General features: G+C 59.0%; 11 protein-coding genes. 10 read left to right on the top strand and 1 reads right to left on the bottom strand.

Going from position 1 to position 13597, the window contains the following annotated elements; genetic code table 11:
- Positions 1-62: 62 nt before the first annotated feature.
- The 10 genes from GA615_RS07325 to GA615_RS07280 all read left to right on the top strand — a co-directional run bounded on the left by GA615_RS07325 (position 63) and on the right by GA615_RS07280 (position 12717).
- A complete protein-coding gene (locus tag GA615_RS07325; RefSeq protein ID WP_152050618.1) occupies positions 63-596 on the top strand; it encodes an NADH-quinone oxidoreductase subunit NuoE family protein in 534 nt (177 codons plus the stop codon).
- A gap of 70 nt (positions 597-666) precedes the next feature.
- Positions 667-2082 carry an NADH-quinone oxidoreductase subunit NuoF gene (gene nuoF, locus GA615_RS07320; protein ID WP_152050617.1) on the top strand — a complete coding sequence of 472 codons (1416 nt, stop codon included), beginning with the start codon at positions 667-669 and terminating at the stop codon, positions 2080-2082.
- Positions 2083-2154: 72 nt separating this feature from the next.
- Positions 2155-3906 (top strand): molybdopterin-dependent oxidoreductase, encoded by a 1752-nt coding sequence (locus tag GA615_RS07315; RefSeq protein WP_152050616.1) that lies wholly within the window; start codon positions 2155-2157, stop codon positions 3904-3906.
- Positions 3907-3975: 69 nt separating this feature from the next.
- A complete protein-coding gene (gene nuoH, locus GA615_RS07310) occupies positions 3976-5040 on the top strand; it encodes an NADH-quinone oxidoreductase subunit NuoH (protein ID WP_152050615.1) in 1065 nt (354 codons plus the stop codon).
- Between the two features lie 44 nt (positions 5041-5084).
- Positions 5085-5711, top strand: coding sequence for a NuoI/complex I 23 kDa subunit family protein (locus tag GA615_RS07305; RefSeq protein ID WP_152050614.1), 627 nt, complete (start codon positions 5085-5087; stop codon positions 5709-5711).
- A 4-nt stretch (positions 5712-5715) separates the two neighbouring features.
- On the top strand, positions 5716-6588 hold the full coding sequence (locus GA615_RS07300) for an NADH-quinone oxidoreductase subunit J family protein (RefSeq protein ID WP_201750132.1): 873 nt from the start codon (positions 5716-5718) through the stop codon (positions 6586-6588).
- A 57-nt stretch (positions 6589-6645) separates the two neighbouring features.
- The gene (gene nuoK / locus GA615_RS07295) at positions 6646-7107 is read left to right on the top strand and encodes an NADH-quinone oxidoreductase subunit NuoK (protein WP_152050612.1); all 462 of its coding nucleotides are present in this window, start codon (positions 6646-6648) and stop codon (positions 7105-7107) included.
- Positions 7100-9310, top strand: a complete 2211-nt coding sequence (nuoL, locus tag GA615_RS07290) for an NADH-quinone oxidoreductase subunit L (protein WP_152050611.1) — start codon at positions 7100-7102, stop codon at positions 9308-9310. The genes nuoK and nuoL overlap by 8 nt, the downstream gene beginning before the upstream one ends.
- Before the next feature lie 72 nt (positions 9311-9382).
- Complete coding sequence (locus GA615_RS07285) at positions 9383-11086, top strand: complex I subunit 4 family protein (RefSeq protein ID WP_152050610.1); 1704 nt, start codon at positions 9383-9385, stop codon at positions 11084-11086.
- The gene (locus tag GA615_RS07280) at positions 11083-12717 is read left to right on the top strand and encodes an NADH-quinone oxidoreductase subunit N (RefSeq protein WP_152050609.1); all 1635 of its coding nucleotides are present in this window, start codon (positions 11083-11085) and stop codon (positions 12715-12717) included. Before GA615_RS07285 ends, GA615_RS07280 begins: the two co-directional genes overlap by 4 nt.
- Before the next feature lie 79 nt (positions 12718-12796).
- Here the strand turns inward: GA615_RS07280 and GA615_RS07275 are convergent, their stop codons facing one another.
- Complete coding sequence (locus GA615_RS07275; RefSeq protein WP_152050608.1) at positions 12797-13405, bottom strand: sigma-70 family RNA polymerase sigma factor; 609 nt, start codon at positions 13403-13405, stop codon at positions 12797-12799.
- Positions 13406-13597: the final 192 nt, after the last annotated feature.

The raw sequence follows: 13597 nt of genomic DNA, 5'->3' as shown, positions 1-13597 counted from the left end.
TTTCGGGATCCTTACTCTACGCCCTCGCCCTTCGCCCTTGTCGAAGAAGGACCAAGACGCCGATGCCCGCTGCCGAGAGTCCCAGCACCGCCCCGTTGCTCAACGAGTCGATCCGGGAAAAAATCCGCGCGTACATCCCTCGGTATCCTGACAAGCGGGCGGTCACGCTCCCCGCGCTCCACATCGTTCACGATCATCTGCGGTGCGTTCCGTACCGGGCGATGGAGGAAATCGCGGAGATTCTTGAACTCCAACCGTCGGATGTTCATGACACGATGAGCTTCTACGGTTTCTTTCCTCAGGCGCCGATCGGAGAAAAGCGCCTCTGGATTTGCCGATCCATTTCGTGCATGCTCCGCGGGGGGGACGAATTGCTCGGCGTCGCCTGTCGGGCGGCCGGCGTGGAGGGCTCGGGTCAGACGACCTCGGACGGAGCTTTGACCGTCGAATTCGCGGAGTGCCTTGGAATCTGCGACCATGCACCGGCTGCTCTCTGTGATGATGGACGGATTTACGGGCCTCTCGACGAAGCGAAGGTTGCCGAGATGATTCAGGATGTTCGGGACTCGTCCCGTGCTCCTGCCACCGAGGGTTGACGCAACTGTTCCTGACGTCTCGAGACTCATCTGGCCGCCCACAAACGATCGATCTGGGAGCGTAACGACCGTGGCAGCATTTGAACCCGTTTTGACCCGAAACTTCGCCGTCGAGAACAGCCAATCGCTCGAAGTTTACGAGTCTCGGGGTGGCTACAAGGCCGCTCGGAAGGCGTTGACCTCGATGTCGCCTGACGAGGTGGTCCAACTCGTCAAGGATTCCGAACTGCGGGGACGAGGCGGGGCGGGATTCCCGACCGGCCTGAAATGGACGTTTCTCCCGAAGGATCGCCAGCAGACGTTCATGTGCGTCAATGGCGATGAGAGCGAGCCGGCCACCTTCAACAACCGCTACCTTCTGGAGCGTGATCCCCATCAGATGATCGAGGGGATCATCATCTCCTGCTTCGCCACCAAGGCGAGCACCGCCTACCTCTACAACCGCTTCGAGTACATTACCGCCACCCGCATCATGGAAAAGGCAATCGCCGAGGCGAAGAAGGCGGGTTACCTCGGGAAAAACATTTTCGGATCGGGCTTCGATCTGGAAATCTACGTTCACCGAGGCGCCGGGGCGTACATTTGCGGTGAAGAAACAGGGTTGATCGAAAGTCTTGAGGGGAAGCGGGGTTGGCCTCGGATCAAACCGCCGTTTCCGGCCGTCGAGGGAGCCTTCCGCAAGCCGACGGTGGTGAATAATATCGAAACGCTTTGCTGCGTTCCCCACATTGTTGAGCGAGGGGTCGACTGGTTCAAGTCGATCGGGACTCCCAAGAGTTACGGACCGAAGCTGTACACGATTTCCGGCCACGTCAACAAGCAGGTCTGCGTCGAGCTCCCGCTCGGGGTAACCACTCGTCAGTTGATCGAGGATCACGGAGGAGGCGTTTGGAAAGGACGCAAGGTCAAGGCTGCGGTTCCCGGCGGCATCAGTATGGGTTTACTGAGCGCCGAGGAACTGGACGTTCCCCTCGACTTCGAGGAAATTCGCAAAACCGGATGCCTCGGACTCGGAACTGCTGCGGTCACGGTGGTCGATGACCAGACCCCGATCATGGATGTCCTTTACAATACGTGCCGCTTCTTCGCTCACGAAAGCTGTGGCCAGTGCACTCCCTGTCGCGAAGGGACAACATGGTTCTACAAAACCATGAAGCGCATCAAGGCCGGTGGCGGTCGCCTGGAAGACCTCGAGGTGATGGGCCAACTGGCGAATAACATGGGTTTGACCCCCGGCACGACCATTTGCGGTCTTGCTGATGGTGCCGCCTGGCCGGTCAAGAATGCCCTGGCCAAGTTCCGGGCCGAACTGGAGGACTACATTCGCACGCATCAACGACCCGAAGCGCGACCGAACCCGCTTCAAGAAGCGATTTTCCAGGGTGTCTCCCCCTCTCGCTTCGGGACAAGCATGCCCGATCCGACCGAGCCGCTGGCGTTGCCGGACGCTCCCGGGGACAACCCTCGCCTCACGCCCGGCCCCTAACGGCCCAACCCGATCCACACACCGGTTTGACCGCTCACGCTCTGCACGGTTCCCAGACGCCCAGGACCTTCGATGGCCACCATCATCATCAACGGTACGGAGTACACGCTGCCCGAGGGCGAGCGGCTGAACGCCATTCAGGCGGCGCAGCGGTTCGGGATCGAGATCCCGTACTACTGTTGGCATCCCGCCCTCTCCGTCGTGGCCAACTGTCGGATGTGCGAGATCCAGGTCGGTGCCAAGGACCCGAAGACCGGGGAGATCAAGATGATCCCCAAGATGGTCCCCGGGTGTCAGACACCGGCCAAGGATGGGACCGTGATCGTCACCGATAGCCCTGAAGTTCAGGCGCATCAGTCGATGATCATGGAATACCTTCTGATCAATCACCCACTTGACTGCCCCGTCTGCGACCAGGCAGGGCAGTGCGGCTTGCAGGATTACAGCTTCAAGCACGGTCAGTCGGTCCACCGGTTCGTGGAAGAGCGGACCATTAACCCCCGCAAGGACGTCTCGGACCAAATTCAACTGAACATGGACCGGTGCATCATGTGCACCCGCTGTGTTCGGTTCACCCGAGAGATTACGGGAACCAACGAGCTGCAAGTCGAACGTCGTGGCAACCACGCCGAGATCACGACCTTCCCCGATCATCCGCTTGACAATCCGCTCGCCGGCAACGTGGTCGATCTTTGCCCCGTTGGTGCGCTGCTCGACAAGGATTTTCTGCACAAGCAACGGTTCTGGTTCAACGACCAGCACAAGTCGCTCTGCACCCGCTGCTCGACCGGTTGCAACATCACGGCCGAGGAGAATCGTGGGCAGATCTGGCGCCTTCGGGCGCGGTACAACCCCAAGGTCAATGATTACTGGATCTGCGACGAGGGTCGTTACAGCTACAAGTCGGCCAACGACAAGAATCTCCTGCCTGCGATGTACCTTCGCGACTCGGGATCGCTTCAAGAAGCTCCGGCGGACCGAGCGCTCGACGTGGCCCGGACCCGATTGAAGGAGGTCGCCGCCCAGGGCGGACGAATCGCCGCGATCGTTTCCCCGTTCTTGACGGTCGAAGAGGCTTATCTCCTCTGCTCCTATGTCAAGGGACTGAGTGCGTCGGCTCAACTGGTGCTCGGCCCTTATTCGGTTGTGGGTGACGATGTTGTCTTCTCTCCCGATCAGCGCGCCGGGCGGACAGGAGACACGTCGTTCGTGGTCCCTCGCCCCTTCACGATTCACGCCGAGAAGTGTCCAAACCGAAACGGCGTTGAGCGAATCTTGACCCACTTCCAGGGCTCGGTGATTCCGTTCGACCAGTTCCGCACGGACGCGGCGAAGCAACCGTTTGACGCCCTGTTGGTGACCGGCGGCGGTCATGATCCGGTCTTCGAAGGCCCCGAGATGACGGCCTTGCGAGACGCGACTAAGTTCCTCGTCGTTCAGGATGTCTGGCCGACGGATCTGGCGGGACTGGCGGACGTGATCCTTTCCTCCGCAACCTTCGCCGAAAAGGCCGGCTGCTACGTCAATGCACAGGGTCGTCTGCAGTACGCGTCCGCGGTTTTGCCTCCTCGGGACGGAAGCCTCCCTGACCTCGACATCCTGGCGATCCTGATGGAGCGGCCCGGTGGCGGTCCCGTTTCCTCCGGTGAAGTCCTTGCGGAACTGGCCGCTCAGGTTCCCGGCTTCGAGGCCGTGACCCGGCTCGAAGGTGAGTTCCCCGCGTTCGGGCTCCTCCTGGACGAGGACGAGTCACCGGCACCGGGAATGGAACTCTATGTTGACCCCTGGCATGCTCCTCGGGGTAAGGTCACATTGGCTCGATGATGGACCGTCAGAACTGACGGCATGCAGTGACTTTCAATCCGTGATGCCAATTGAAGGAAGACTCGGGCAATGGCGACCTGGCAGATTCTCGTCATCCTGGTGAAGATCCTCGTGATCGTCGGACTCTTCCAGGGTGCCGTGGCGTACATGATCATGCTCGAACGGAAGATCGCGGCCTGGGCTCAGGACCGCGTTGGCCCCAATCGGGCCGGCCCGTTCGGCCTCCTTCAGCCACTCGCCGACGGTGCGAAGATGTTGCTGAAGGAGGATGTGATCCCCGGCTACGTCAACCGACCGATCTACGTGCTCGCTCCGGCCATTGCCATTGTTGCCGCCACCATCGGCTTCGCGGTCGTGCCGTTCGGACCGGTCGGTTCGGACGCTCCGACAGTCAACGGGCATGCGATTGAATTCCAGATTGCTCCGAATGTCGATATTGGAATTCTTTATGTCTTCGCCATCGGCAGCCTTGCGGTCTATGCGGTGATCCTCGGCGGCTGGGCCTCAAACAACAAATACTCGTTTCTCGGTGGGTTGCGTAACAGCGCTCAGATCATTAGTTACGAAATCCCGCTCGGTCTTTCCGTGATCGGGATGGTCATGATGGCCCGCTCCCTTGATCTCGGCGAGATCATGTCGTGGCAAGAGCAAAATGGATTGGGATTCATCCCTGCCTGGGGAATTCTCGTCCAACCGCTTGGATGCCTCATCTTTCTGATCAGCGCTTTCGCCGAGACGAATCGCTTGCCCTTCGACCTTGCGGAAGCTGAGCAGGAACTTGTTGGTGGCTTTCATACCGAATATTCGGCGATGAAGTTCGGCATGTTTTTCCTTGGCGAATACTTGCATGTGATCACGGTCAGCTTCCTGATGTCGATCCTCTTCCTGGGAGGTTGGGATCCCCTCTTCTTCGACCTTAGTTCGAATGGCTGGATTCCGGCGGTGATCAAGGTGGGAGTCCTGTTCTTCAAGGTCTTCCTGATGGTCGTCTTCATCATGTGGATTCGTTGGACCTTGCCCCGTTTCCGCTACGACCAACTCATGAACCTCGCCTGGAAGGCGATGATTCCCTTGGCCTTGTTAAATCTCATCGTGACCATGATTCTTCTTCAAATCTTCCGGGGTATCGGCTGAGCGCAGCAGACACTCCCGAATTGTTTCACTCCCGGAGGACTCTCATGAAACTGGATGATCCCAACCTCAAGCGTGTTGAGCCACCGAAGCTCACGCTTTTCGAAAAAACCTACCTGCCTCAAATTCTCGGTGGGCTCGCGGTCACCGGACGTCACATTCTCGGGGCGGCTGTTGGTGGAAAGGCCATCACGGTCCAGTACCCTGAGGAGCAGCATGTTCCCTCGGCGAACTATCGTGGGGTTCACCGTCTCAACAAAGACGAGCAAGGGCGCGTGAAATGCGTCGCCTGCATGCTCTGCGCCACCGCCTGCCCTGCGCATTGCATCGACATCGTCGGGGCCACCGCTCCGCCTGAGTGGGACGATCGCGAGAAGTATCCTGAAAGCTTCGTGATCGACGAATTGCGGTGCATCTACTGCGGCATGTGCGAGGAAGCCTGCCCGGTCGATGCGATTGAACTGACTGGCCTGTACGACCTCACCGGTCTCAGTCGGGAAGAGATGATCTACGACAAAACCAAGCTCCTTTCGGTCTTTGACATGACCAAGGATGCCGAGCCGATGCAGTCGGGAAATCCCCCGGCGACCCTTGCCCTGCCTACTTCGCCGCTTGAACCCGGGGGGCCTGGCCCTCGATCCTCCTCCTCCGCCGACATGCCCTCCAGGAGCTGACCCCGTGACGCTGCTCGACACTCGCGACTTCGGCTGGATCCTGGCGATCGTCGTATTCGGCTGGGTGGGTTTGTGGCTCCTGTTGCCCCATCGCCACGGAGGGGCTCGGACGACCCGCGCCACCTCGGTCGGTGCACTCCTTGCCGGGATCACTTTATTGCTGATCCTTCCCCTCCTGACGCCTCCGGGCCCCCTCCTGCCGACCTTGTTTTTCTACGCCTTCAGCATCCTAGCGCTCGTGGGCGCAGTCCTGATGATCACCGCTCGCGATCCGGTGTACTCGGCACTCTGGTTCGCCACGGTCGTGCTCTCCAGCTCGGGTTTGTTTCTCTTGGCGGGAGCACAGTTCCTGGCGGCGGGGACGGTGATCGTCTACGCCGGAGCCATCATCGTCACCTTCTTGTTCGTATTGATGCTCGCTCAATCCCACGGGCAAGCCATTTACGACCGAAGTGCCCGGCGTCCTCTGGCGTCGTCATTCACCAGCCTCTTGCTCCTGGGTGCCTTAGTCGCTTCAATCATCGCCACGGGCTCTGACGTGACTCCCGAAACTCCCTCGCCCGTCGTGTCGGTCCAGGACTTGATTGAGGTTGAGAATTCCTCAATCGATCCGGTGGCTCTGGTGGCGTCCTCCGCAGTTCGCGAAACGGCTCGCCTGCCCAAACCGGTTGAGTTTGGCCAGCGTCCGCCCCACGTCGCAGGCCTGGGAGGAACTCTTTTCACCGACCATTTGTTGACGGTGGAGGTGATCGGGTTGCTCCTGTTTATTGCCCTGATTGGAGCCGTTGCCATCGCAACACCCCGAACTCCGGTTCGCCCCGATCGCTCTGGAGGCTCGGCGCCCGGATCTTCGTCTGCCCCTGCCGGAACTGCCTGACGCGTGAGCTGATTCTCTTCTGAACGGAGCGAGAACTCGACAGAGGCCCTTGAATCCATGACGGACTACGCTTTTTCTTTTGATCAGCTCTCGAACTACCTGATCATCGGCGCCGCGCTGATGTCGTTGGGGATGCTCGGGTTTCTCTCCCGGAGAAACCTGATCGTCATGTTTCTTTCGGCCGAGATGATGCTCCAGGGGACCGCACTGACGCTCGTCTCGTTCAGTCGGTTTCATGGGAACTGGACGGGGCAGGTCTTCACCATCGTGATGCTGACCGTCGCCGCGAGTGAGGCCGCCCTGGCCCTCGCCCTCATTCTGGTCCTGTTCAATCGAAACCGCTCGCTCGATGTTTCGCTCTGGCAAGGCCTCCGCGAGTCTGGGTTGCCTGAGTCGCTCGATACGGATAAGGCCGAGCCGTACGTCCCGCTGCCTGGACCCGAAAGCTATCCGAACCTGACCCCGTCCGGCGTGGAACCGCCGCACCCTCGCCAGCCCTGGGAGCAACGTCGTGGTTGAGTCGCTGATCCGCAACGTCTGGCTGATCCCGCTACTGCCCCTTCTGGGCGGGCTCATCGCCTTCGTCGGCGGCCGGCGATTGCAGGGCTGGAACCACCTGCCGGTCATCGCTGGAATCGCCCTCTCCTTTTTGCTCAGTTTGACCATCCTCCTCGGCACCGATGGGGCCGAGGTCACCCAGGTTTATTCCTGGTTCAATATCGATCAGACGATCGCTTCCGCGGAGGCCGCCGAGACTGATCTCAGAGATGCCGCCCTGACGATCCCGATCGAGTTTCGGGTGGACGGCCTCACGACCATGATGCTCGGAATGGTGACATTCGTGGCATCGATCGTCGCCGTCTTTGCCGCGGGCTACATGGCTGGAGACCCTGGTTATCCACGGTTCTTCTTTGTTTTCGGCATGTTCGTCTTCTCGATGACGGGACTGGTGCTTTCGAGCAACTTCCTGCTCACCTATGCCTTCTGGGAAGGCGTCGGTCTCTGTAGCTACCTTCTCATTGGGTTCTGGTACGCCAAGCCAGAGGCCGCGGAAGCAGCCAAGAAAGCGTTCCTCGTCAATCGGATCGGCGACCTTGGGTTTGCGATCGCCCTGTTCATCCTTTGGACCTACGCGCCGAACCATGACCTGAGTTACTCGAATATCCTGACACTGGAGACTCGGGACCTTCTCTCCTCAACACCGCTGTTTCTCGGGCAGTCGGCCCTGTTCTGGGTCGTTTTACTCCTGTTCTGGGCGGCGACCGCGAAAAGTGCTCAGATTCCTCTCTATGTCTGGCTGCCCGACGCCATGGAAGGCCCAACGCCGGTGTCCGCCCTTATCCATGCCGCAACCATGGTGACGGCCGGGGTCTACCTGCTCGCTCGATCCAGTCTCCTGCTCGCAGCCGAACCCGGTCTTCAGGCTGTCGTATCGACCATCGGCTGCGCAACAGCGCTGCTCGCCGCGTTGATCGCGCTGACGCAAACGGATTTGAAACGTGTTTTGGCCTACTCCACCGTGAGCCAACTCGGATTTATGTTCATGGGCCTGGGCGCGGCGGTGGGTCACATCGCACAGTTCGCTGTGATCGCCGCGGTGTTTCATCTGTTTACCCACGCGTTCTTCAAGGCATTGCTCTTCCTCGGGTCCGGTTCTGTCATGCACGCGATGGGTGGCGTCATCGACATGAGACAGTTTGGTGGGCTTCGCCACCGACTTCCTTATACGTGCTGGACCTTCGCGATCGGTGCCCTGGCCCTCTGCGGTCTGTTCCCATTGGCGGGATTCTGGAGTAAGGACGAGATTCTTGCCGCATTGAGTGCCGCATCTCACGACGAGAGTGTCCGCTACGCCGGACTCTATCTCGGAATCTACTGGGTCGCGACCTTCACTGCGTTGCTCACGGCCTTCTACACGGGGCGAGCCTTCTTCCTGACCTTCTGGGGTCCGGAGAAATTACCGACTCCGGATGGCCATCATTCGACCTCCGGATCCGCTTCGGACGCACATGCTGTTTCAGGCGGAGCGGCCTTCGGCGTCGATACGCCTGCCCCAGACTCTCCCGAGCTTGCTCGCTACGATTCTGCAATGGGGTCTCACCGAAGTGAACCGGAGTCTCAGGGGCACCACGCTCCTCACGGACACGGCGATGACTCCCATCACGGTCACGATTCCCATTTCGGTCACGAATCACCGCCGATCATGACCGTTCCGTTAATGGTGCTGGCCGTCTGTGCGGTCCTGGTCGGTGTCATTTTCGGCCCCACGACTCACTGGTTCGCACACCATGTTGAGGCAACCCCGACGTTCGATCTGCTCGAACATGGCAAGCATGAGTTTGACTGGGCCACCGCAATCACGGGAACACTGGCAGCCCTCATCGGCCTCGGTCTGAGCATCATCATGTATGCTCGACCTTCCGAACTTCCGAGCAAGCTGTTCAATGCCATTCGTCCCCTGGCAAACGCCTCGTGGAACAAGTTCTACGTGGACGAAGCCTATTCCGTGCTCGTCGTTGCTCCCACGAGACTTCTTGCTACCATCAGCCGGTATTTCGATGTTTATGTCATCGATGGCCTGGTGAAATTCGTGGCCTTTGTGCCTCGACTGATTGGTCAAGACGCGCTTCGACCGCTCCAAAACGGCTTGGTCCAGTCCTACGCGATTGTGACCGCCATGGGGATTGCCGCGCTTTTGATCCTCTTGATGTTCGTCGGCTAATCCAAGTGAAAACCGATCGCCTGGCCCCGCTTCAAGCCCCCCGCATCGATCCGAGGTGAGAAGGAATTCGAGATGGCAACGCTCCTGGTAATCACGGTCATGCTTCCCCTGTTTGGGGGCCTCGCGCTCTTACTCGCGCCCAGGCTTGACCATACCGTCGCCCGATCGGGTGCTCTGGTGACGACCCTCGTCACCCTTGCCCTCTCGCTCATCTTGACCTTTGCCTTTCAGGTCGGTTCCGCAGACCCGCAATTCTCGACCCAGTCGAGCGAGGGACACTACGGTCTGCCCTGGGTTGCCGTCGGCGACGGGCCGGGCATCCGTTTCGCAATGGGGCTTGATGGGTTGGGGCTTTCTCTCTTCACCCTGACCGCGTTGCTGATGATCACGGCCGTCTTCTCGTCGTGGTCGTCCATCGTCGAACGCTCGTCAACGTATTACGCGTTGCTGCTGTTCCTCGAAACGGGGCTGCTCGGTCTGTTCGCGAGCCTCGATGTCGTCTTGTTCTACATCTTCTTCGAGTTCACCCTGATCCCCCTCTTTTTTCTCGTGGGGCTCTTTGGTGGACCCGAACGAAAACGTGCGTCGATCACGTTCTTTCTTTACACGTTGGCCGGCAGCTTGCTCACGCTCCTCGGTGTGATTGCACTGATTGTCGTGCATTACCAGTATTCGCCTGAGCGTGTGTTGACGTTCTCGATCCCGGAATTAACGTCCGGACTGGCGAATTTGCGATGGGAGGAGTGGATCAACACCCGCACAACCGTTGGGGCAGAGGGTTATGGGGCCTTCTTGCTCCAACCTCAGGTCTTGATTTTCTTGCTGCTCTTTGCCGGGTTTGCGATCAAGGTTCCTCTCTTCCCCTTTCACACCTGGCTTCCCCTGGCTCACGTGGAAGCTCCCACGGCGGGCTCTGTCCTGCTCGCAGGTGTCTTGCTCAAGGTTGGCGGATATGGCTTCCTCCGCTTTAATCTGGCCATGACGCCGATGGGGGCCGCGGCCCTGGCTCCGATGCTTGTCACCATTGCGGTGATCGGCATTCTTTACGGAGCGCTTACCGCACTGGCCCAGTCCGATGTGAAACGGCTTGTGGCGTACAGTTCGGTCAGTCACATGGGTTTCATCGCGCTCGGACTCTTTTCCATGACGCTGGTCAGTGTGGATGGCGCCGTGCTTCAGATGATCAATCACGGCCTGACCACCGGGGCTCTCTTCGCCTGCGTCGGCATTCTCTATGAGCGCTATCACACGAGAGAGATGAGTCAGATGGGAGGCATCTGGAACCGGATGCCCTTGCTCGCCTTCTTTCTCATGCTTGCTTCACTGGGCTCGGCCGCGGTTCCTGGCCTCAATGGGTTCGTGGGAGAGTTTCCGATTCTGGTCGGAAGCTTCGCTCGGTTCCCGGTGGCTGCCGTGTTTGCAGGGTTCGGAATCATCCTCGGCGCCTACTACCTCTTCCTGATGCTGCAACGCGTGATCTTCGGCCCCCTTCGTGAGCCCGAGCAGCACGGGCACGCTCACGACACGCAGGTGCCTCCGGTGCAATGGTATGAGATCGCGGGGCTTGCTCCCCTGCTGGTCCTCATTGTGCTGATTGGTGTCTATCCCAAACCGTTCTTTGACCGGATCACTCCTTCGGTCGAGCCCATTGTCGCTCGATTCCCCGAGGTTGGGGCGGACCGGTCCGATGAATCGACTCAGACCGTCTCGGCCGAGCGCGACACTGTGCCGCCTCGGGCCTTTCTCGCCGGACCGGCGCAGGTGATCGCCCAATGACTCCCGATCAGTCGGAAACGCTTACCCGGACACTCCTGATCTTGCTGCCGGAAATCGTTCTTTCGATCTCCGCCGCGACCATCATGGTGGCTGGACCTTTCGTACGATGGGGGCGGTCACTCTGGGCTGGACTCTCAGGAGCTGCAATCCTTGCGTCGCTCGTGACCCTGCTTGCGATCGCTCGGTTAGAAACGACCGACTTCGCTTATGGCACGGTGGCTCTGAACGATGCGCTATCGCTCTATGCGAGGCTCGCGTTCCTCCTCACCGGGTTGATTTTGCTGGCGCTCGGATCGAATCAGATCGGAGATGATCGAGCTCCCGAGTTCTTTGGGGCAATCCTCTTCGTGATTGCCGGTTCGATGGTGGTCAGCACCGCGAATGAACTGGTATTTCTCTTTGTCGGGCTCGAATTGATTTCGATTCCCACCTATCTCTTGCTGTACCTGCCGAGACGCGATCGGCAGGCTCAAGAGGCAGCGACGAAGTACTTCTTCCTGAGTGTCTTCTCGACCGGTTTACTCCTTTTTGGGTTCGCCTACCTTTATGGGTTGACCGGGGTCACGAATCTGAAAGCACTCGCCTTTCTGATGCACGAAGGGGAAGGGATTATCACCTCGGGGAACGTTGCGTTCGGTCTGATCGCCGTGGTGTTCATCACCGCCGGCCTCGGGTTTCGCGTGGCGGCAGTCCCGTTTCACTTTTATGCCCCTGACGTGTACCAGGGAGCTCCGACGGTGATCACCGCGTTGCTCGCCTGGATTCCCAAGGGGATCGGCTTCGTGGCGATGATCCGAGTGCTCACCTCGGTCGTCAGTGTGGGTGATCCGATGCTGTCGGAGCGGGCGGTCTTCCTGGCCTGGATTATTGCGGCGGCAACATTGGTGCTTGGCAATACCGTGGCCCTGGTCCAGACCAATCTCAAGCGACTCTTTGCCTACTCATCGATTGCCCACGCAGGGTACTTAATGATTGGCATCGCGGTGGCATTTGCCACGGTCGAGGATCCCTCGAACCTCGGACCCAACTCCGGGGCGGAAGGTCTTATCTTCTATCTCGCAGCCTACGCGTTGATGACCCTTGGTGCCTTCGGAGTCATCTTACTCCTCGAAGGGGTCGGGGAGCGTGCTGAAACGATCGACGACCTGTCCGGTCTCTCCCGCACTCGGCCGCTGCTGAGCCTCGCCATGGCACTCTGCCTGTTCAGCCTTGCGGGAGTACCTCCGCTGGCGGGGTTCTGGGGCAAGTTTTTGATCTTCGCTTCCGCCTGGAACGCGGCTCCGATCCAGGGGATTCCCTCGCTTCGACTGCTGGCGGTGATCGGTGTGATCAACGCGGCAGTGGGTGCCTATTACTATCTGCGAATCGTCGCAGCCATGTATTACGGTACTCCCGCGCAGGTCACCGATTCGACCGACCGAGTTCGCCCTAGTTGGCCTGTGGTCGCGGCAGTTGGTACCTGTGCGGTGTTGAGCCTGGTCCTCGGTTGCATTCCAGGGCCGCTTCAAACTGCAAGCCGTCAGGCTGCCGATTCAGCGATTTATCAACCCTCTCCAGTACGAGTCGAAGCTCCTTCAAACGAAGACCTCACCGACGAACTCGCCCAGCTCGAGGCTCAGGAAACTCGTTGAATCGCGGTGCGTACCTCAAGGAAGTGACGTTCCATTGACCAGAACGTCGCTTCGAACTCAGAGAGAAGTGGCACTCAGGTTACTTGAGACGTTTGCTGAGTTCATGAAGCGATCGGGCGTGGAGCTGTCGAACCGCCCCTTCCGATCGCTTCATGACTTCTCCGATTTGAGCAAAGGTGAAACCTTTTCGATAGTAGAGCTCAATGACCTGGCGATAGTGGTCGGGCAATGTTTTGATGACCCGATCGATCCCCTGCAGTCGCTCACGACGATCCAACACCGTGCTTGGTGACGGACCCGGATCGGTCATGCTGAGATCGTGACTCTGAGTTGGAGTTTCGATTGATCGTTCACGTTTCAGGTCGCGCTTGATAGTCCGGTATTTTAGATGAAGGTTTTGAATATTCCGTTTCAAGACTCTTCGCAGCCACCCGCGCATCTCTTTCTCGGTCATTCCATGAAAGCGGTCCAGATCGCGTTGCGCTTCGACGATGGTCTCCTGAACGATGTCGGACGGTGCTTCGCGTGCCTGAACCGCCTGATCGACCTCCTCGTTCGCAATCGTAAGCATCATCTTCCGAAAGAGTTGAACAACGAGCCAGCGTGCTTCGGTCGAGCCATCACGAGCTTCTCGGAGCAGTTGATGAAAGCGGATTTCAGGTGGCGTTTGAGGAGCGAAGAGCGGCATCAGATGGCTCCGTAAGATCCGACCTGGTTCGATCGAAAGTTGATCAGGAATCCGGCAAACCTCATGCACTATGAGGTGAAACCTTGGACACTGTCAAGTCTCATCCAATTCCATGAATGGCTTTGCTCAATCAAGAGATGGTGTAGCCGGCTTTCTTTTGCTTGAATTGGGCAATGATAGCGAATGCTCTCG

Origin of the sequence: Tautonia marina, from assembly GCF_009177065.1 — a bacterium.
GTDB lineage: Bacteria > Planctomycetota > Planctomycetia > Isosphaerales > Isosphaeraceae > Tautonia > Tautonia marina.
Note: the sequence above shows the minus strand (reverse complement) of the source record. Positions and strands in the feature narration are given on the sequence as shown.